This is a genomic window from Ralstonia pickettii, from assembly GCF_001699815.1.
In the GTDB taxonomy this organism is placed as follows: domain Bacteria; phylum Pseudomonadota; class Gammaproteobacteria; order Burkholderiales; family Burkholderiaceae; genus Ralstonia; species Ralstonia thomasii.
Genome location: NZ_MCGB01000025.1, coordinates 110,177 through 130,491 on the forward strand (window position 1 = coordinate 110,177; position 20,315 = coordinate 130,491).

Consider the following 20,315-nt stretch of genomic DNA (forward strand, 5'->3'; position numbering starts at 1 on the left):
GGCGCCGCAACGTTGAAGCGCGCCGCTTTCGCTTGAGTCTCCATGGAACAACAAGACATCCTCTTCGACCCCAGCGAGCCGGCCGAAGCGCTCACGCTTGGCGCCTATGCTGAGCGCGCTTACCTCGACTACGCCATCAGCGTGGTCAAGGGCCGCGCACTGCCCGAGGTGGCCGATGGCCAGAAGCCGGTGCAGCGCCGCATCCTGTTCGCGATGCACGAGATGGGCCTGCGCTCCGATGCCAAGCCTGTCAAATCGGCGCGCGTGGTCGGCGACGTGCTGGGCAAATTCCACCCGCATGGCGATCAATCCGCCTACGACGCACTCGTGCGCCTGGCGCAGGATTTCTCGCTGCGTTACCCGCTGATCGACGGGCAGGGCAACTTCGGCTCGCGCGACGGCGACGGTGCGGCGGCGATGCGCTATACCGAAGCGCGCCTCACGCCCATTTCGCGTCTGCTGCTCGAAGAGCTGGACCAGGGCACCGTCGATTTCATCCCGAACTACGACGGCTCGATGGAAGAGCCGAAGCTGCTGCCAGCGCGCTTGCCGTTCGTGCTGCTCAACGGCGCATCGGGCATTGCGGTCGGGATGGCCACGGAGATCCCGTCGCACAACCTGCGCGAAGTGGCGGCCGCCACCGTGGCGCTCATCCGCGACGACAAGCTCACCAGCACCGACCTGATGCAGTACATGCCGGGGCCGGACTTTCCGGGCGGCGGGCAGATCATCTCGTCGGCGGCCGACATTGCGCAGGTGTATGAAAGCGGTCGCGGCAGCCTGAAGGTGCGTGCGCGCTGGAAGATCGAAGAACTCGCGCGCGGCCAGTGGCAGCTCGTGGTGAACGAATTGCCGCCGAACACCTCGTCGCAGAAGGTGCTGGAAGAGATTGAAGAGCTGACGAACCCGAAGGTGCGCACGGGCAAGAAGTCGCTGTCGCCGGATCAGCTCACCATGAAGCAGACCATGCTGGGCCTGCTTGATGCCGTGCGCGACGAATCCGGCAAGGACGCTCCGGTGCGCCTCGTGTTCGAGCCCAAGAGCAAGAACATCGACCAGCAGGAATTTGCCAATGCATTGCTGGCCCACACATCGCTGGAGTCGGGTGCGGCCATCAACCTGGTGATGATCGGCACGGATGGCCGTCCGCGCCAGAAGGGCCTGGCAGAGATCCTGCGAGAGTGGATCGTCTACCGCTTCGCCACGGTCACGCGTCGCACGCGCCATCGTCTGGGCAAGGTGGAAGACCGTATCCACATCCTCGAAGGGCGGCAGTTGGTTCTGCTGCGCATCGAAGACGTGATCCGCATCATCCGTGAGAGCGAAGACCCGAAGGCCGCGCTGATCCAGGTCTTCAACCTGAGCGATCGCCAGGCCGAAGACATTCTGGAAATCCGCCTGCGTCAGCTTGCTCGCCTGGAAGCGATCAAGATCGAGCAGGAGCTGAAGAACCTGCGCGAAGAGCAGGGCGAGCTGGACGTGCTGCTGAAGTCCGAGACCATGATGCGCCGTCGCATCATCAAGGAGATCGAGACCGACGCGAAGCAATACGGTGACGACCGCCGCACCTTCATCCAGGAAGAGCGCCGCGCCGCAGCCGAAGTGAAGGTCGTTGATGAACCCGTCACGGTGATCGTTTCGCAGAAGGGCTGGGTGCGTACGCGCCAGGGCCATGGCCACGACGCCACGCAATTCACCTTCAAGGCAGGCGACACGCTCTACGACACGTTTGAATGCCGGACCACCGATGCGCTGTTGATCTTCGGCACGCGCGACGACAAGGGCACGGGCCGGGTCTATTCCGTGGCCGTGGCGAACCTGCCCGGCGGCCGTGGCGACGGCGTGCCGCTGACGACGCTGATCGAACTCGCGCCGGGTACGCACATCGCCCACACGTTCGCAGGCCATGCCGAACAGAATCTGGTGATTTCCACGCGCGGCGGCAACGGCTTCCTGGCCAAGGTGGGTGACATGGTCGGCCGCCAGAAGGCTGGCAAGGCGTTCCTGACGCTGGATGAGGGCGACCAGCCCAACAAGCCAGCGCCGGTGCCGGCTGACGCCTATGGCGTGGCGTGCCTGTCCGAAGGCGGCCGCATGCTGCTCTTCCAGATCAGCGAGTTGAAGACGCTCGCCAGCGGTGGTCGTGGCGTGATCCTGATGGAACTGGAGAAGAACGAAGCGCTGCTTCAGGCAGTGGCCTTCGGTGCAGCGGGCTTCGTGCTCTCGGGCACCGGCCCGCGCGGCGGCAAGGCGGTCGAGCAGACCATGACGACCCGCGCGCAAGAGCCGTACGCCGGCAAGCGCGCACGCAAGGGCAAGACGCTCGAGCCCAAGCTGCGCGACCCGAAGCTCTCGTTGCCCAAGCCCGCGCCGGACGCCGCCTGAACCCATGAGCGATCCGAGCGCCGCACCTGACGCCAACGCCGCAGCAAACGCAAACATTCCGTCCTGCAGCAAGCTCTTCACCGAGTTTGCGCGGATGGGCCTGTCGGGCTTCGGCGGCGTACTGCCCTTTGCGCGCGCCGGCATTGTCGATCGCAACCGGTGGCTCTCCAACACCGAGTTCGCCGAGTTGCTGAGCCTGGGCCAGGTGTTGCCCGGCCCGAATGTGGTCAACCTTTCGGTGATGCTCGGCTACCGCTTTCACGGGGTGCGGGGCGCCGCTGCCGCAATGGCCGGACTGGTGCTGACGCCTGCGGTGCTGTTGTTGCTGATCGTCATGCTGTACGACCACTTCAGTGCGCTGTCGGTGGTGCAGAACCTGCTCAAGGGCATGGCGGCGGTGGCAGCGGGGCTGGTGCTTTCAACGGCCGTCAAGCTGGCGCAGGGCCAGTCGCGCACCTGGCGGGCGCTCGGCATCGGCCTGGCGGTTTTCCTGACCATTGGCGTCCTGCAGTGGCCGCTGCTTCCCGTGATGCTGGTGCTGATTCCGCTCGCACTCGTGCTCGAATGGTGGGCGATGCGATGAGCTACCTCACCACCGTCTTCGACCTGTTCTGGCACTTTCTTGTGCTGTCGTTTCTCGCCATCGGCGGGGCCAGCTCGACGCTGCCCGACATGCACCGCTTTCTGGTCGACACCCGGCACTACATGACGAGCGAGCAGTTGAGCGCCATGTACGCCATCTCGCAGGCCGCACCGGGCCCCAACGTGCTCTTCGTTGAGTTGTTCGGCTGGCAGGCGGCGGGTCTGGGTGGGGCGATTGCCTCGCTGGTCGGCATCTGCGGGCCATCGTGCGTAATTGCTGCCGTCATCGCGCGCGTCATGGACCGCAAGCCTGACGCGCGCTGGATTGCGCTGGTCCGCCGTGGCCTCGCACCGCTCACGATCGGCCTGCTGTTCTCCACCGGCTGGGTGCTGGCGCGCGGCGCAGACAGCAGCTTCAGCACCATTGCGCTGACCGTGGCGACGGTCGTGGCGTCCTCCTTCACCCGCGTCCACCCGCTGGTGCTGGTGGGGCTGGGGGCATTGGTCGGCGGTATGGGCTGGGTGTAGCGCCCGCGCCGTCCGGCCTGCGAAATCCAAGGCGGACGCATGTCCGCCTTTTTTCTTGGCCCGCTCGCCACCGAGATGGGCGCACAGCCCTCGGGAATACCCCAATGCCGTTCATGATGTATATACAACAACATATCGATCAACGCGATGTTGTCTGTATGTGAACTCCGGTCCGTTCGACGCCTGCGTCCCGCCCGGAACTGCGCCGACAGCCTTGCCGACATAAAGAGGAGACAGTTTGGAACACCTTCAACGCAACCTGCGCGCGCGGCATATCCGCTTTCTCGCGCTCGGTTCGGCCATCGGCACGGGCCTTTTCTACGGGTCCGCTTCGGCCATCCAGTTGGCCGGGCCGGCCGTGATCCTTGCATACATCATCGGCGGCGCGGCCGTCTACATGGTCATGCGCGCGCTCGGCGAGATGGCGGTGCGCCAGCCGGTCTCCGGTTCGTTCGGGCGTTATGCGCGCGACAACCTCGGTCCGCTCGCCGGCTTTCTCACCGGCTGGACGTACATCCTCGAAATGGTGATCGTCTGCCTGGCCGACGTGACCGCCTTCGGCATCTACATGGGCTTCTGGTTTCCCGAGGTGCCGCAATGGCTCTGGGTGCTCGGCATCGTCATGCTCATCTGCGGCCTGAACCTCTGCAACGTCAAGGTGTTCGGCGAGATGGAATTCTGGCTCGCACTGATCAAGATCGTAGCGATTGGCGCCATGATCGTCGGCGGCACCGTCATCCTGTTCCTCGGCGTGAAGATGAACGGCGAGCACGCGTCGGGCCTCAGCAATCTCTGGTCGCATGGCGGTTTCCTGCCGCACGGCGTGGGCGGCCTCGTGGCGTCGTTTGCCGTGGTGATGTTCGCGTATGGCGGCGTCGAGATCATCGGCATCACCGGCGGTGAGGCGCAGAACCCCGACAAGGTCATCCCGAAGGCCATCAACGCCGTACCGGCGCGCATCCTGCTGTTCTACGTGCTGACCATGTGCGTGCTGATGGCGATCTTCCCGTGGACAGGCATCGACGGCCAGGGCAGCCCGTTCGTGCAGATCTTCTCAGGGCTGGGTATCCAGTCGGCGGCGGCAATCCTCAACCTCATCGTCATTTCGGCAGCCATCTCGGCCATCAACAGCAACATCTTTGGAGCGGGCCGGATGATGTACGGCATGGCGGAGCAGGGCCAGGCGCCGCGCATCTTTGCGGCCACGTCGCGTCACGGTGTGCCCTGGGTGACGGTGCTGTTCATGGCCGGTGCGCTGTTGTGCGGCGTGGTGCTGAACTACCTGATCCCCGAAAACGTCTTCGTGATCATCGCGTCGATCGCCACGTTCGCCACCGTGTGGGTCTGGCTGATGATCCTGTTGTCGCAGGTGGCGATGCGCCGTCGCCTGTCGGCCGAAGAAGTGCGTGCGCTCAAGTTCAAGGTGCCGCTGTGGCCCGTGGGGCCGGCCCTTGCCATCGCGTTCATGCTCTTCGTGATCGGCGTGCTGGGCACCATGGAAGACACCCGGGTGGCGCTTTACGTCGGCGCAGGCTGGGTGCTGCTCATGTCGGCAGCGTGGTATCTGCGCGTGAAGCCCAACGCAGCAGCCGTTCTGGCTGAAGAGGCAAGCGGGGTGTGAGCCCCGCCCGCCCGCAAAGACAAGACAAGTTTCGGAGACACCCCATGTCGAACCAAACCTCTGCGCCGTCGTACGCCGGCCGCGCCGATGCGCAGGCGACAGGCCACGCGCAACCGCTGTCACGCACGCGCGCCATTGCCGCCATCACCATCGGCAACGGCCTCGAGTTCTATGACTTCGTGGTCTATAGCTTCTTCGCCACGCTGATCGGCCGGCTGTACTTTCCGGTCGGCAACGCGACCGGCCAGTTGCTGATGTCGTTCGCCACATTTGGCGTGGGTTTCCTGATGCGGCCGCTCGGCGGTTTGCTGATCGGCATGTACGCCGATCGGGCGGGCCGCAAGCCGGCGGTGGCGCTCACGTTGTGGCTGATGGGTCTGTCGTCGCTGATCTTCGTCGTCACGCCCACTTACGCCCAGATCGGCATCCTCGCGCCCATCCTCGTCGTGCTTGCGCGGCTTGTGCAGGGCTTTGCCATCGGTGGCGAGATGGGTGCTTCGACTGCGCTGCTGCTGGAATACGCTGATGATCGTTCGCGCGGCTTCTATACGAGCTGGCAACCGTTCAGCCAGGGGCTGGCGGCGCTGTTCGGCGCGCTGGTCGGCCTGCTGCTGAGCAACGTGCTGGCGCCTGGGGCGCTGGAGTCGTGGGGCTGGCGGTTGGCGTTCGTGATCGGCATTCTCGTCATCCCGGTCGGCCTGATCATCCGCCGCCGCCTGGAGGAAACCGCCGCACCGCCCAGCACGCGCGAAGCCGACGCCACGCTGCCGTTGCTGCGCGAACACCGTCGCACGCTGGTGGCGAGCATCCTGCTGATGATCGGGGTGGCGTCGTCCACGTACATCATCGTCTACTACCTCAGCAACTACGCTGTGAGCGTGCTGCACATGCCGCTGTCGCTGGGCATCTGGGCGGCGTGCATCGCTGCGCTGGTGCAGGTGGTGCTGTCGCCGTTCGCGGGGCGGCTGGCCGACCGCGTGGGGCGCCGCAGGGTGGTGCTGTGGTCGCGCGTTGCACTGCTGGCGATGATCTATCCGGCCTTTGCGCTCATCAACGTAGACCCATCGCTCGCCCGGTTGCTGATCGTGGTCGGCTGCCTGTCGGTGCCGATGTCGATGACTTCGCCGGCCTCGATGGTGCTCGTGAGCGAGGTGCTGCCGCAGCGGCTGCGCGCCACGGGGCTGTCGATTGCCTACTGCGTCGCCATCGCCATCTTTGGCGGCTTTGCGCAGTTCTTCTCGACCGAGCTGATCCAGCTCACAGGCAATGCCAACGCACCGGCTTTCTACGTGATCGGCTGCGGCCTCGTCTCGCTGATCGGGCTGGCCATGGTGCCCGAGACGCTCGGCCGCCGCCTGTCGTAACGCTCAATCGACCCCAACGAAACCGCCGGTCTGGTGCGCCCACAGCCGTGCATACAGGCCGCCGTGTTCCAGCAACTCCGCATGCGTGCCGCTCTCGACGATGCGCCCGCCATCCAGCACGACCAGCCGGTCCATGCGCGCGATGGTCGAGAGCCGGTGCGCGATGGCAATCACGGTCTTGCCCTGCATCAGCGTTTCCAGGCTTTCCTGGATGGCGGCTTCCACTTCCGAATCCAGCGCGGACGTGGCTTCGTCCAGGATCAGGATCGGCGCGTCCTTGAGCAGCACGCGCGCAATCGCGATGCGCTGCCGCTGACCACCCGACAGCTTCACCCCGCGCTCACCCACCAGCGCATCAAAGCCCCGTCGCCCTTGCGCATCGGACAACTGCGGGATGAACTCGTCGGCGCGGGCCCGGCGCACGGCTTGCATCAACTCCGCCTCCGTGCTGTCGGGTTTGCCGTAGCGCAGGTTATCGCGGATGGAGCGGTGCAGCAGCGACGTGTCTTGCGTGACCATGCCGATCTGCTCCCGCAGGCTCTCCTGTGTCACGGCCGCAATGTCCTGGCCGTCGACGAGAATCCGGCCGCGCTCCACGTCGTACAGGCGCAGCAGCAGGTTGACCAGCGTCGATTTGCCCGCACCCGACGGGCCAACCAGGCCGATCCGTTCGCCGGGGCGCACCACGAGATCCAGCCCTTCGATCACGCCGCTGCCCTTGCCGTAGTGGAATCCCACGTGCTCGAAGCGCACTTCGCCCTGCGTCACGTGCAGCGGCTTGGCGCCGGGGTGGTCGATCACGGCGCGCGGCAGCGCGATGGTCTGCATCCCATCTTGCACCTGCCCGACGTTTTCAAAGATGCCGTTGACCACCCACATGATCCAGCCCGACATGTTGTTGATGCGGATGACCAGCCCCGTGGTCAACGCGATGGTGCCGGCGCTCACACGGCCCTGGCTCCACAACCACAGCGCGAGCGCCGACGTGCCCACGATCAACAGGCCGTTCATGGCCGTGATGGTGAAATCCATGCCGCTGATCATGCGGCCGGACAGGCGCGTCTTGTCCGTCTGCTCGGCCATGGCGTCGCGCGCGTAGCTTTCTTCATGCTGCGTATGCGCGAACAGCTTGAGCGTGGTGATGTTGGTGTAGCCGTCAACGATGCGGCCCATCAGCTTGGAACGCGACTCCGTGGCGATGACCGAACGCGCTTTCACGCGCGGCACGAAATAGCTCAGTGCCGCGATGTAGCAGCCAATCCACACCAGCAGCGGCACAACGAGCCACCAGTCGGCCCTGGCGAACAGCACCATCGCACTGATCGCGTAGATGACGACATGCCAGAGCGCGTCCACGGCCTGCACGGCGGAATCGCGCAGCGAAAAGCCGGTCTGCATGATGCGCTGGGCAATGCGGCCCGCAAAGTCGTTCTGGAAAAACGTCAGGCTCTGCTTGAGCACGTAGCGGTGGTTCTGCCAGCGGATCAGGTTCGACAGGTTGGGGTTGATGACCTGGTGCACGAGCACGTCGTGCAAGCCGAAGATGACCGGCCGCGCGATCAGCGCCACAAAGGCCATCCACAGCAGTTCGCTGCGGTGGCGGCCGAAGAACTCCGCGCCGGGGGTTGCCTGGATCATGTCGACGATGCGGCCGAGGAAGTCGAACAGCGCGACTTCAATCAGCGCGCCCAGCAACCCCACGAGCAGCAGGAACGCGAAGACGCCGCGCACCTCGCGCAGGAAGTGGGCGTAGAAGCGCCAGACATTGGCCGGAGGCTGGGTGTCGGGCAGCGGGCGGAACGGATCGATGAGCTTTTCCAGGCGGCGCAGCAGCATGTCGGGTCGGGGGTGAAGAGGAGACCGACGCCCCAGGGCGGGACGTGCGCGGAAGAGCCGCCCATGATACGCGCGTGAAAGTGCCCTTGCTGGCGGCCTGGCTTATGGAGAGCAGGACTCGGAGGTTGGTGCTCAGAGCTCGACGCGTCGGGCTTTTTGCTCGACGGTTGGAGCTCAGAGCTCGGCACGTGAGGCTTTTTGCTCGGCGATTGCAGTTCAGAGCGTCAGCTGCGATCCGTGGGAGGCGCCAGGCGGTTCGCGAGACGCATCGCGCCATGAAAAAAGCCGCTCGATTGAGCGGCTTTCGGGTTCCGTCGGGAGCGGGGCTCAGTGCACCACCATCCGCGAGAACGGCTCCACATAAGCCTGCAGGGTGATCATCAGCCCCACCAGGAAGGCCAGCGCCAGCGAGTGGAAGAACACGTAGCGCAGGATGTCGCCCTCGTGGCCGTACCACTTGGTGGCGGTGGAAGCCACGACGATGGACTGCGCGTCGATCATCTTGCCCATCACGCCGCCCGAACTGTTGGCCGCCGACATGAGGATCGGCGACAGGCCAAGCTGTTCGGCCGTGGTCTTCTGCAGGCCGCCGAACAGCACGTTCGATGCCGTATCGGAGCCGGTGAGCGCCACGCCCAGCCAGCCCAGCATCGTGCCGAACAGCGGGTACAGCACGCCCGTGTGGGCGAAGGCCAGGCCCAGCGTCGCGTCCAGACCGGAGTAGCGCGTCAGGTAGCCGATGCCGAACATCGCGCAGATCGTCAGCAGCGAATAGCGCGTGAGCTTGATGGTGTTCCAGTACTCCTTGAGCATGCGCGGCAGCGAGTAGCCCATCAGCAGGCCGCCGACGATGGCCGATACCAGGATGCCCGTACCCGCCATCGACAGGACGTTGAAGTTGAACACTGCGCCTTCGGCAATCACCTTGGGCACCACCGGCGGGCCCTTGAGCACCATCTTGTCGAGGCCCGGGATGGCGAACTTGAATGCCCAGAGGCCGTCGGCAAACGCCTTGAACTGCGGCACGCCCCAGATGAACACGAACACGGTCAGGATGACCCACGGCAACCATGCCTGCACGCGCGTGATCTTGCCGTTGGTGGCCGTGGTGGTTTCGCGGGCTTCGGCAGCAGCTTCGGGGTCGACGCGGGAGTTGTCTTCGCGGTTGCGCAGGGCGGTCGAGGTCCAGATCGTCTTGGGCTTCCACACCTTCAGGAACAGCGTGAGCGTGCCCATCGACACCAGCGCCGCAATCACGTCCACCAGCCACGGGCCGTGGAAGTTCGACACCAGGAACTGCGGAATCGCAAACGACACGCCCGCCACCAGGATTGCTGGCCAGATCTGCAGCATGCCGCGGAAGCCCGCGAACGCCCAGATCAGCCAGAACGGCACCAGCACCGAGAAGAACGGCAACTGGCGGCCAACCATGGCAGAGAGCTGCAGCAGGTCCAGCCCCGTGACCGAAGCCAGCCCGATGAGCGGGGCACCCAGCGCGCCGTAGGCCACCGGTGCGGTGTTGGCGATCAGGGCCAGGCCCGACGCGGCCAGTGGCGAGAAGCCCAGGCCGATCAGGATGGCGCCCGTGACGGCCACCGGCGTGCCGAAGCCCGCGGCGCCTTCAAAGAACGCGCCAAAGCTGAACGCTACCAGCAGCAGCTGCAGGCGGCGGTCTTCGGTAATGCCGGAAATCGAGCTCTGCAAGACCTTGAACGACCCGTTCAAGGTGGTGAGCCGGTGCAGGAAGATGATGTTGAGAACAATCCAGCCAATTGGGAACAGGCCCGAGACGATGCCGAGGCCCGCAGCCTTGCCAGCCATTGCGGTCGGCATGCCAAACACAAACGAGGCGATCCCCACCCCGACAATCAGCGCCAGGCCGGCTGCCAGATGCGCCTGCATATGGAAGAACGCCAGCGAGCACAGCAGTACCGCCACCGGTATCCCGGCCGCTAGGGTTGACCACACGGCACTGCCGAGCGGGTCATAGACTTGATTCCACATCTTGATCTCCTCCTGTTTGGGCGTTTCAGTATCTTCTCGATACCGAACGTCTTCTGTCGCCCCTTTTTTAAGGGGCAGCCACGGATTGTAGGAACAAGCGTGTCCGGGTCCCCGCAATATTCTGTCACTTTCGCCTTGAAAAGTATTCATCGGCGCCGGTGCGTGGTTTCGCGTGGCGCAAGCAATTGCACCGGGTAAATCCGGGTTGTGGAATCATTGCGCCTGCTGCGCTGCCCACCCACTCCAATTCGCCCTCCATTCATGGCTTCTCTGACGGCCTTCCTGTTTCGCCGCCGCGGCTCCCGATTGGCTGCCGCCGTGCTTACCGCGTTTGTGGCACTGACGACGTTGCCGCCCGCCGTGCATGGCCAGACTGCGGCGGCGCCAGTGCAGGCGAACACCGAATCGACGCGGCCGCGAATCGGTCTGGTGCTCTCGGGCGGCGGGGCGCGCGGCTATGCGCATATTGGCGTGCTGAAGATGCTGGAGCGCATGCGCATTCCTGTGGATGTGATTGCCGCCACCAGCATGGGCGCCGTGGTGGGCGGGCTCTACGCCAGCGGTATGCGGGCGGACGCGTTGGAGCAGAAGCTCTCACAGGTGGACCTGAGCGACATCGCCTTCGATCGCAACGATCGCGCCAAGCTGCCGCAGTCGCTGCGCGAGGATGATTTCCAGTACCCGATCGGCCTGTCGGCCGGCTATGGCAACGGCAACCTCAAGCTGCCGGCCGGGCTGGTGCAGGGCAACCGCCTGCTCGCGCTCCTCAAGAACTGGACGGCGCAGTGGCCCGACAACATCGACTTCTCGCGCCTGCCCATTCCGTTCAAGGCCATGGCGACGGATCTGGCCACGGGCGACGGAGTGATTCTCGACCACGGCTCGCTGCCGCTGGCGATGCGGGCCAGCATGGCGGTGCCGGGGCTGTTCGCGCCCTTCGAGGTGGGCGGGCGTACGCTGGTGGATGGCGGCCTGGTGAGCAACCTGCCCGTGCAGCTTGCGCGCGACATGGGGGCTGACATCATCATCGCCGTCAACATCGGGTCGGACTTGGAGCGGCCTGAAGACCTGGCCTCGCCTGCGGCGGTGACGCAACAGATGATCACCATCCTCGTCGGCCAGAACGTCCGTGCGCAGAAGGCGCTGCTGCGCGGCCAGGATGTGCTGATCGAGCCGCAGCTCTCGGAGCTTTCGTTCACCGATTTCGCCAAGGGCCCGCAGGGTGTGCGGCAGGGTGAACGCGCGGCGCAGGGCGTCGAGGCGAAGCTCGCGACGTTGTCGCTGTCGCCGCACGCGTATGCCGCGTACCGCGCTACCCACGAGCCGCAGGGCACGCTCGTGGCGGGCGCACGCATTGACGCCATCGATGTGACCACCAGCGGCCGCGTGCCGCCCGCGCGCGTGCGTCAGTTGATCAAGGTGCGTGAAGGCGATGCGTATGACGCCGAGGCGCTGAACCGCGAACTGTCGGCGCTGGCCACCACGGGCGACTTCGAAACCGTCACGCAGCAACTGGTGGAACAGAACGGTGTGCATACGCTGAAGATCGACGCGCACGAAAAGTCGTGGGGCAACCAGTTCTTCCTGTTCGGGCTGGGCATGTCGACCAACTTCGACGGGCGTGGCGCATTCAACATCAACCTTGGCCATCGGTATCCGTGGCTCACGCAGAGCGGGCTGGAGTGGCGCAACGACATCGTCCTCGGCAGCAACCGGGCGAGCATCCATACCGAGCTGCGGCAGCCGCTGTGGCAGGCGCGCGGGTTTTACGTGGCGCCGTATGCCGAGTACTCGCGTCGCAGATCGGATCTCTACTTTGACGATCAGCCGCCCACCCGGGACGCCAAGCCGTTCAACAACCTGACCATCGAGACGGCGCGCGCCGGCGTTGACCTGGGCATCCCGTTGGGCCGCAAGGGTGAGCTGCGCCTGGGCGTGAACTACGTCAGGAAGACGGCAACGTTCAATTACCTGCAATTGATCGCGGACGAGTCCGGGAATGTCGTGGATGCGACGGCTGTTGACACCTTGCGCACCCAGCAGCCGGCCTTTCGCGCCCAACTTACGCTGGACCAGCTCGACGATCCGCTGTTCCCGCGCAGCGGCTATTACTTCTACAGCAGCGTGGAAGCGGGCTTCGGTTCGCCCGACAAGAAGTTCAACACCGCCCAGGCCAAGGGCCTATGGGCGACGAGCTACGGCCGCCACACGTTCAATGTGGCGTTGGAAGGGGCCGGCCTGTTTGGCGTCAACAGCCCGACGCGGGAAAACGGTGGCAACACGAGCAACGGCGCCAACGAAGGCTTCTTCCTGGGCGGCTTCCAGCACCTTTCGGCGTATGCGCAGGATCAGTTCAACGGCCAGTACATGCTGTATGGCCGCCTGACCTATCTGTACGACCTGCGCGTTGACGATCTGCTGGGCCTGCGCGCGCCGGTGTTCGGCGCCAGCGCCGAGGCCGGCAATGTCTGGCAGCTGCGCAACAACTTTGGCAAGGGCCCTTACCTGAAGAGCGGCAGCGTATTCGTCGGTGGCACCAGCCCGATCGGGCCGCTGTACTTCGGTTTTGCGGTGGCGCCGCAGGGCGTGTGGAACGTGTACCTGCAGCTCGGTCGCGTCTTCTGAAACCGCATCAAGGGGCAGCAGGCCTGCCTGGCGTACGGTCAGCGCCTGCTTCGTAAGGTCTTGATCAGACTGGGGAAATCAATCGGTCAGCTAGCGGCGGACGTGCGTGCTAGCCTTCCGCTTCGCTTCGTTCAAGACCTCGGGCGCGGTCGCGCCCAGCCCTCTTTCCCATGATGTTCTCCGTGTTGTTCCGTCGTTACCGTTCGTTCCGGTGGTTGCTGTGCGCGTGCGCCTTGGCTGTGTTGCAGGCGTGCGGCAAGCATGCTGATGAGGCTGCCAAGCCAGCCGGCCCGCCGGAAGTCGAGTTTGCCGTTGCGCAGCGCTCCGATGCGCCGCTGGTGACCGAACTGCCTGGCCGCCTGGAGCCGTATCGCACGGCGCAAGTGCGCGCGCGCGTCGACGGCATCGTCCTCAAGCGCGCCTATGAAGAAGGCCAGGTGGTCAAGGCCGGCCAGGTGTTGTTCCGCATCGATCCGGCGCCGCTCAAGGCACAGGTGGACGCCGCGCAAGGCGCGCTTGCCCGTGCGCAGGCACAACTGGCCATCGCGCGCGACAAGGCTGCCCGCTACAAGGGGCTGGCCGCCACGCGTGCCGTGAGCGAGTTGGAATACGCTGAAGCGCAATCCGCCGAGCGTCAGGCCGCCGCAGACGTGGTGTCCAGCCGTGCCGCGCTGGAAACCGCGCAACTGCGCTTGGGCTATGCCACCGTCACGGCCCCGATTGCCGGCCGCTCGCGCCGCGCGCAGGTCACCGAAGGTGCGCTGGTCAAGGAAGACGCTGCGACGACGCTCACCACGGTCGAACAGATCGACCCGATCTACGTCGACTTCGCGCAGCCCGCTGCCGAAGTGCTCGCCTTGCAGCGCGCGCTCAAGAAGGGCCAGGCCGCTGCATTGAGCGGCCAGGACATCGGCGTGCAGGTCATCCTGAGCGATGGCGTGGCGTACGAGCGCCCGGGCAGGCTGCTGTTCTCCGATCTGACGGTGGACCGTGCGACGGATAACGTCTCGATGCGCGCGGTGCTGCCCAATCCCGATGGCCTGCTGCTGCCCGGCATGTACGTGCGGGTGAAGCTTTCGCACGCCGTGCAGCAGGGCGCGGTGACGGTTCCGAAGGGCGCGTTGCAGCGCGACCGCCAGGGGGCATCGGTGTTTGTGGTGCAGGCCGACAATACGCTGGCGGCCCAGCCCGTGGCTGCGCAAACGTTGGCCGGTGACCAATGGCTGGTGACGGGCGGGCTATCCGGTGGGGAGCGGGTTGCCATCCCAGGCATGCAGACGCTCGAGACCGGCATGGCAGTCAAGCCGATTCCTGCCGCACCGCGCGCTGATACGAAGACGAAGAGGGGCTGACCATGGCGCGCTTCTTTATCGACCGCCCGGTCTTTGCCTGGGTGATTGCGCTGGCCATCATCCTGGCCGGCGTGCTCGCGCTGCCCAAGCTGCCGGTGGCGCAGTACCCGAACATCGCGCCGCCCAACGTCAGCATCTCGGCCAACTATCCGGGCGCGTCTGCGCGCACGGTGGAGAGCGCCGTCACCGCCATCATCGAGCGCGAGATGAACGGTGCGCCGGGGCTGCTGTACATGTCGTCGTCGTCCGATGCCGCGGGCAACGTGTCGATCAACCTGTCGTTCACGCAGGGCACGAGCCCCGATCTTGCGGCGGTGGAAGTGCAGAACCGCCTGAAGATCGTCGAGGAACGCCTGCCCGAGGTCGTGCGCCGCAACGGCATCCGCATCGAGAAGGCGGCCGAGAACTACATGATGTATTTGTCGCTGACGGCCGAGCGCGGCCGCTTTGACGGCATCGACCTGGGCGACCTCGCTTCGTCGGATTTGATTCCGCAGTTGCGCCGCGTGCCGGGCGTTGGCACCGCGCAGTTGTTCGATGCGGAATACGCCATGCGCATCTGGCCCGATGCCGACAAGCTGACCGCATTGGGCCTGACCGCCGGCGACCTGAGCGACGCCGTGCGCCGCTACAACGCACGCATCACCGTGGGCGAAATCGGCAGCGGCGCCGTGCCGGGAAACGCACCCATCAACGCGAGCGTCACCGGTGACGATGGGCTCACCACGCCCGATGCATTCGGCCAGATCCCGCTGCGTGCGGGCGCGCAGGGCCGCATGGTGCTGCTGCGCGATGTGGCGCGCGTGGAGCTGGGCGGCAGCGATTACCTGTACCTCTCGCGCATGAACGGCAAGCCGGCTACGACCATCGGCATCAAACTTGCCCCTGGCGCCAATGCCGTGGGCGTGGCCAAGCGCGTGCGCGCGGTGCTGGACGAAGCGCAGGCGCATTTCCCGCCGGGCGTGCGCTACGAGGTGGCGTACGACAGCTCGCGCTTTGTCGGCATCGCCATCGAGCAGGTGGTCAAGACGCTGCTCGAAGCCGTGGTGCTGGTGTTCCTGGTGATGATGCTGTTCATGCAGAACCCGCGCGCGACGCTCATCCCGACACTGGTCGTGCCGATCGCCCTGCTGGGCACGTTTGCGGTAATGCTGCCGATGGGTTTTTCCATCAACGTGCTGACGCTATTCGGCCTGGTGCTCGCCATCGGCATCCTCGTGGACGATGCCATCGTGGTGGTGGAAAACGTCGAACGCGTGATGCACGAAGAAGTGCTGTCGCCGCGCGAGGCGACGGCCAAGGCGATGCGGCAGATCAGCGGGGCCATCGTCGGCATCTCGCTGGTGCTGACGGCGGTGTTCGTGCCGATGGCGTTCTTTGGCGGCGCGGTGGGCAACATCTACCGGCAGTTTTCGCTGTCGCTGGCGGTGTCGATGGTCTTCTCGGCATTCCTGGCACTGACGCTTACGCCCGCGCTTTGCGCGACGCTGCTCAAGCCGGTGCAGGCTGGCCACGGTGTGGAGCGCAAGGGCTTCTTCGGCGCATTCAACCGGGGCTTTGCGCGGTTGACGGCGCGCTACCAAGGCGGCGTTGCCAGGCTGCTGAACCGCACGGGCCGCGCGCTGGTGGCGTACGGCGCCGTCATCGGCGTGGTGGTGCTGCTGTTCACGCAACTGCCCACGGCCTTCCTGCCGGAAGAGGACACCGGCGAGTTCATGACCGTCGCCATGCTGCCGACCGGCGCCACGCAGGCGCAGACGCTCGACGTCGTGCGGCAAGCCGAGCAGCACTTCATGACGCAGGAGCCGGCGGTGGCGTCGACGCTGGCCATCACGGGCTTCAGCCTGTACGGCAACGGGCAGAACGCGGCCATGCTGTTTCTGACGCTCAAGGACTGGAAGGAACGCAAGGGCGGTGACCAGCACGTCGATGCCGTGGTCGCGCGCGCCAACGCGGCGTTCGGCAAGATCAAGGGCGCGATGGTCATGGCGATGAACTCGCCCGCGCTGCCGGAGCTGGGCAGCAAGCCCGGCTTCGACCTGCGTCTGCAGGACCGCGGCGGCGCCCGCTACGAGCGCCTCGCGCAGGCACGCGACCGCATGCTTGCTGAGGCCGCGCAGCATCCCGCGCTGTCGAAAGTCACGTTTGCGGGCCAGGGCGATGCACCGCAGGTGTTGATTGATGTGGACCGCAAGAAAGCGCTGTCGATGGGTGTGTCGATTGAGGACATCAACCGCACGCTGGCCGTGATGTTCGGCTCCGACTACGCGGGCGATTTCGTCTATCGCAACCAGGTGCGCCGCGTGATCGTGCAGGCCGACGGCAAGCAGCGTGTCTCGGTCGAGCAGCTTGGCCGCATGCATGTGCGCAATGCGGCGGGGGCGATGGTGCCGCTCTCCGCGTTCACTACGACGAAGTGGATCGTGGGGCCGCTCAAGCTCGATCGCTACAACGGTTTTCCGGCCATGACGATCACCGGCTCGCCCGCGCCGGGTCACAGCTCGGGCGAGGCGATGGCGGCGATGGAGTCGATTGCGCGCGGTCTGCCCGAAGGCTTCGGCTACGAGTGGACGGGGCAGTCGTTCGAGGAGCGGCTGTCGGGTGCGCAGGCACCGGCGCTGTTTGCGTTGTCGATCCTCGTCGTGTTCCTGTGTCTGGCGGCGCTGTACGAGAGCTGGTCGATTCCGCTGGCGGTCATGCTGGTGGTGCCGCTGGGCGTGCTGGGTGCGCTGCTGGGCGCCACGCTGCGCTTCCTGCCCAACGATATCTACTTCAAGGTCGGGCTCATTGCGACCATCGGCCTGTCGGCCAAGAACGCGATCCTGATCATCGAGGTGGCCAAGGATCTGGTGGCGCAAGGCATGGGCCTGATTGAAGCCACGCTGGAGGCCGCACGGTTACGCTTCCGGCCGATCGTGATGACGTCGCTGGCGTTTGCATTTGGTGTCGTGCCGCTGGCGATTGCAAGCGGCGCGGCATCGGCCAGCCAGCGCGCTATCGGCACGGGCGTGCTGGGCGGGATCATCGCGGCAACGGTGCTGGCAGTGTTCCTGGTGCCGGTGTTCTTTGTGGTGGTGCGGCACGTGTTCAAAGGCAGCGAGCGGCAGCGCCGGCTGGATGCGGCGCACGAGCACGAGACGGCCGGGCCGGCAGCCTGATCGGCGTCGTCATCAATCTGCGGCGGCTGGGCCTTTGCGCCTGGCCGCTGCCGGGTCGAAACCGAAAAAGCCAAGGACCTCTGCTGCGACCTGATCGCGGTCGTTGTCCACGCAGATCATGTGGTAGCTGTTTTCCAGCACCACGCTGCGCGCATGGGGCAGGGTGGCCTGCAGCGTTTGGGCGGAACGCAGGCTGGTGAGTTCGTCTTCGCGGGAATGGATCACCAGCGTCTGGCACTGCGTATCGGGCGCCCCGGCCAGTGCCCAGCGTCGCAGCCGGTCCACCTGCCGAATGCACGCCAGCGGCACCCACGGATAGTGGAAGCTGTCGCCGCGTGCGAGCTTCGCCTTGATGATCCGCCGCAACAGCGGGTTCTTGATGCCGAACGGCTCGTCCTCTTCCACGCGCATGCGCGCCGCCATGCCCGGGATGCGATACACCGCGTAGCGCAGATCCCGATACCACGGCGTCGACCAGCCATCGATATGGATGGGCGTGGCGAGCAGCGCCAGCCTGTCCTGCGGGTGCGCAATGCCATGCCGAACGCGGTGCGCCAGCACCAGCGCCAGTAATGCGCCCATGCACATGCCGGCGATATGCACGGTGTCATGCTCGGCGGCGAGCCGTTCATACGCTTGCGTAAGCGTTTCAAGCCACGCCTCGGCAGGCATGTGGATCAGGTCTTCCGGGCGCGTGCCGTGGCCGGGCAAGGTCGGCACGTGCGTGACCGCGCCGGCGTTGCGCAGCGCTTTCTGCAGCACGCCCACGTCGTAGGCCGTGCCGCCCAGACCATGGATCAGCAGCACGGCCGTGCTGCCGGGCACCGATGGGGTCACAGTGCGGTCTCGACCGACCAGGTCCCGGCCACGAGCGCCGTGTTGCCAACGGCATCCGTCAGGGGGCGACCGGTATCCACCACGGTGTGCAGCGTGCCGTCGCGTGCGGTGATGCGCAGCGTCTGGCGGCGTGCGGGCGTTGCTGCATCGCCCTCCAGCACGGCGGCCCCGAGCCAGCGCGCGCGCAGCGCATCGCGGTCATCCGGATGCACCAGTTGCAGTACGGTCGAGATCGACGCCATGCTTGCCGGTTCGTGTCCGAACATGAGCGCGACGTCGCCGCCCCAGTCAATGCGGCCGCTGGCAGGGTCGATGGTGTAGACAAGCTGGCCCGATGCCGCCAGCGCCAGTTCGACGCGGTTTTGCCACTGCGCGCTTTGCTCGTGCAGTTGTTCGCGCGTGGTCTTGAGTGCGCTCACCAGCAGCACCAGCAGCGCGGCAATGCCGAGGTACAGCTGCGTTTCCAGCAGCGACTGGCCATAGTGGTGATCCAGCACGGCGAACGGGCCGTCGCCTTCGGCGGTTTGCGTGAGCGCCACCAGCGTGAGCAGCAGCACCGCCAACGAGCCACCGCGGCCGCCCCACATCAGCGCCACCACCACGGCAAAGAACAGCGGGACGTACGTCAGCGCAAAGCCGATTCCATCGCCAAACTTGGCATCGCTGTTGCCATCGAAAATGATGTACGACGACAGCGCCAGCGCAACGACGGCCGCCAGACCGAGCAGGAAATCCGTGCGGTCGGTGCCGCCCGAGCGGAACGCGCGAAAGCGCGACCACGCCGCCAGCACCGGCGTGACGATCAGCACGCCCAGGAAATCCGATGCCGCCCAGATGCGCAGCACGTGCCCGAACGAGCCGCCTTGCGACCACGCAAACCATGCCGCGCCGAACAACGCCCCAAGCAGCGCACTGACCGCGCCCGCCACCAGCATCGCGCGCACGAAGTAAAGCCCTTCGAGCGGGACGCGTGCCAGTCGCACCAGTGCCACGGCCAGCGCCGCGCTACCTGCTTCGTCCAGCACGAACAGCATCGCGTGCGCGGGGTTGGTGCGCTCGATCGCCGCCAGCACCAGCTGCGCCACGGCAAACGCTGCCCCCAGCCCGGGCCATTCGCGGTACGGCCGCAGCATGAACGCGGCCATGGCCACGCCCGCCGGCAGCCAGATGTAGCCCGTCATGTCGATTGGCCCATTCAGCCGGTGCGACACGATGGCGGCCACCAGATAAAGCGCGCCCCAGAGGGCCGTGGCGACGGTGGTGGAAGGTCGGTTCAATGGCATCCGGGTTTCCCTCGGTGAAAACAAAAAACCGCGCCGGCGTAGGTGCCGTGCGCGGTTGATGATGCTATCGCAATCGGTTTCAGGCGGGCTTAGACCACGGGCAGTGCCAGGACTTCCCGCGCGGCGCGGCGGTCGCGCAGTTCGGCCATCCAGCGCTCGAGGTTCGGTCGCGCAGGACGGTCCATCGGCAGGCCCAGCCAGCGGTGCGTGGCGCAGCCGCAGACGATGTCGGCCATGGTGAAGCGACGGCCGGCCACGTACGGCTGCTTGGCCAGCACGGCTTCGAGGATGGCGGTGCTGCGCTCCGCGGCCTGGCGCGAGCGTTCAATGCGCGCGGCGTCGCGCTGGTCTTCCGGCGTGCGCACGAGCTGCAGGAACGCATCCACCATCGACGGGCTGTAGGACGTGGTCTGCCAATCCATCCAGCGGTCGGCATCGGCGCGCTCGTGAAGTTCTAGCGGGTAGAGGTTGCCCGGGCCGTAGCGCGCCGAGAGATAGCGCACGATGGCGTTGGACTCCCACAGCACGAAGCGCGTGTCGCCGGCATCGTCCAGGCCATCTTCGATGACGGGGATCATGCCGTTGGGGTTCATTGCCTTGAATTCCGGCGTGTCAACGCCGCCGAAGGCGCCGCCGACGTCGATGCGCTCATGGTCCAGCGACAGCTCATGCGCGCACCAGACGACCTTCTGAACGTTGACCGAAGAGAGTCTTCCCCAGATCCGCAGCATCGACGACGG

General features: G+C 65.8%; 13 protein-coding genes. 8 read left to right on the forward strand and 5 right to left on the reverse strand.

From position 1 onward, the window contains the following. The first annotated feature begins 42 nt into the window (after nucleotides 1-42). From parC to BEK68_RS03675, 5 genes are all read left to right on the forward strand, one after another. Complete coding sequence (parC, locus tag BEK68_RS03655; RefSeq protein WP_012435171.1) at nucleotides 43-2,385, forward strand: DNA topoisomerase IV subunit A; 2,343 nt, start codon at nucleotides 43-45, stop codon at nucleotides 2,383-2,385. A 4-nt stretch (nucleotides 2,386-2,389) separates the two neighbouring features. Then, a complete protein-coding gene (locus BEK68_RS03660) occupies nucleotides 2,390-2,968 on the forward strand; it encodes a chromate transporter (protein WP_012435172.1) in 579 nt (192 codons plus the stop codon). Then, nucleotides 2,950-3,495, forward strand: coding sequence for a chromate transporter (locus BEK68_RS03665; protein WP_170816368.1), 546 nt, complete (start codon nucleotides 2,950-2,952; stop codon nucleotides 3,493-3,495). The genes BEK68_RS03660 and BEK68_RS03665 overlap by 19 nt, the downstream gene beginning before the upstream one ends. Before the next feature lie 238 nt (nucleotides 3,496-3,733). Beyond that, nucleotides 3,734-5,116, forward strand: a complete 1,383-nt coding sequence (locus tag BEK68_RS03670; RefSeq protein ID WP_012435174.1) for an amino acid permease — start codon at nucleotides 3,734-3,736, stop codon at nucleotides 5,114-5,116. Nucleotides 5,117-5,160: 44 nt separating this feature from the next. Further along, nucleotides 5,161-6,480 carry an MFS transporter gene (locus BEK68_RS03675; protein WP_012435175.1) on the forward strand — a complete coding sequence of 440 codons (1,320 nt, stop codon included), beginning with the start codon at nucleotides 5,161-5,163 and terminating at the stop codon, nucleotides 6,478-6,480. A gap of 3 nt (nucleotides 6,481-6,483) precedes the next feature. Here the strand turns inward: BEK68_RS03675 and BEK68_RS03680 are convergent, their stop codons facing one another. Next, on the reverse strand, nucleotides 6,484-8,316 hold the full coding sequence (locus tag BEK68_RS03680; RefSeq protein WP_012435176.1) for an ABC transporter ATP-binding protein: 1,833 nt from the start codon (nucleotides 8,314-8,316) through the stop codon (nucleotides 6,484-6,486). A gap of 327 nt (nucleotides 8,317-8,643) precedes the next feature. Continuing rightward, complete coding sequence (locus BEK68_RS03685) at nucleotides 8,644-10,320, reverse strand: L-lactate permease (RefSeq protein ID WP_004629075.1); 1,677 nt, start codon at nucleotides 10,318-10,320, stop codon at nucleotides 8,644-8,646. Between the two features lie 261 nt (nucleotides 10,321-10,581). On the opposite strand from BEK68_RS03685, the gene BEK68_RS03690 reads away from it, so the two are divergent. From BEK68_RS03690 to BEK68_RS03700, 3 genes are all read left to right on the forward strand, one after another. Next, complete coding sequence (locus BEK68_RS03690) at nucleotides 10,582-12,945, forward strand: patatin-like phospholipase family protein (RefSeq protein WP_024542243.1); 2,364 nt, start codon at nucleotides 10,582-10,584, stop codon at nucleotides 12,943-12,945. Between the two features lie 170 nt (nucleotides 12,946-13,115). After that, entirely contained in the window at nucleotides 13,116-14,297 is a 1,182-nt protein-coding gene (locus BEK68_RS03695; RefSeq protein ID WP_012435179.1) for an efflux RND transporter periplasmic adaptor subunit, read from the forward strand. Between the two features lie 2 nt (nucleotides 14,298-14,299). Continuing rightward, nucleotides 14,300-17,455 carry an efflux RND transporter permease subunit gene (locus BEK68_RS03700; protein WP_012435180.1) on the forward strand — a complete coding sequence of 1,052 codons (3,156 nt, stop codon included), beginning with the start codon at nucleotides 14,300-14,302 and terminating at the stop codon, nucleotides 17,453-17,455. 12 nt (nucleotides 17,456-17,467) lie between these two features. On the opposite strand, the gene BEK68_RS03705 is transcribed toward BEK68_RS03700, so the two are convergent. The 3 genes from BEK68_RS03705 to BEK68_RS03715 form a co-directional block, all read right to left on the reverse strand. Further along, the gene (locus BEK68_RS03705) at nucleotides 17,468-18,280 is read right to left on the reverse strand and encodes an alpha/beta hydrolase (RefSeq protein ID WP_024542241.1); all 813 of its coding nucleotides are present in this window, start codon (nucleotides 18,278-18,280) and stop codon (nucleotides 17,468-17,470) included. A gap of 8 nt (nucleotides 18,281-18,288) precedes the next feature. Beyond that, nucleotides 18,289-19,575 carry an MASE1 domain-containing protein gene (locus BEK68_RS03710; protein ID WP_004629063.1) on the reverse strand — a complete coding sequence of 429 codons (1,287 nt, stop codon included), beginning with the start codon at nucleotides 19,573-19,575 and terminating at the stop codon, nucleotides 18,289-18,291. 89 nt (nucleotides 19,576-19,664) lie between these two features. Then, nucleotides 19,665-20,306, reverse strand: a complete 642-nt coding sequence (locus BEK68_RS03715; RefSeq protein ID WP_004629060.1) for a glutathione S-transferase family protein — start codon at nucleotides 20,304-20,306, stop codon at nucleotides 19,665-19,667. Nucleotides 20,307-20,315: the final 9 nt, after the last annotated feature.

Bases quoted from the DNA above. Each gene is read 5' to 3' on its own strand.
- BEK68_RS03685 (WP_004629075.1), bottom strand. From the start codon at position 10,320: ATGTGGAATCAAGTCTATGACCCGCTCGGCAGTGCCGTGTGGTCAACC.
- BEK68_RS03690 (WP_024542243.1), top strand. From the start codon at position 10,582: ATGGCTTCTCTGACGGCCTTCCTGTTTCGCCGCCGCGGCTCCCGATTG.
- BEK68_RS03715 (WP_004629060.1), bottom strand. From the start codon at position 20,306: ATGCTGCGGATCTGGGGAAGACTCTCTTCGGTCAACGTTCAGAAGGTC.
- BEK68_RS03700 (WP_012435180.1), top strand. From the start codon at position 14,300: ATGGCGCGCTTCTTTATCGACCGCCCGGTCTTTGCCTGGGTGATTGCG.
- BEK68_RS03695 (WP_012435179.1), top strand. From the start codon at position 13,116: ATGATGTTCTCCGTGTTGTTCCGTCGTTACCGTTCGTTCCGGTGGTTG.
- BEK68_RS03710 (WP_004629063.1), bottom strand. From the start codon at position 19,575: ATGCCATTGAACCGACCTTCCACCACCGTCGCCACGGCCCTCTGGGGC.
- BEK68_RS03665 (WP_170816368.1), top strand. From the start codon at position 2,950: ATGGTGGGCGATGCGATGAGCTACCTCACCACCGTCTTCGACCTGTTC.
- BEK68_RS03660 (WP_012435172.1), top strand. From the start codon at position 2,390: ATGAGCGATCCGAGCGCCGCACCTGACGCCAACGCCGCAGCAAACGCA.
- parC (WP_012435171.1), top strand. From the start codon at position 43: ATGGAACAACAAGACATCCTCTTCGACCCCAGCGAGCCGGCCGAAGCG.
- BEK68_RS03680 (WP_012435176.1), bottom strand. From the start codon at position 8,316: ATGCTGCTGCGCCGCCTGGAAAAGCTCATCGATCCGTTCCGCCCGCTG.
- BEK68_RS03675 (WP_012435175.1), top strand. From the start codon at position 5,161: ATGTCGAACCAAACCTCTGCGCCGTCGTACGCCGGCCGCGCCGATGCG.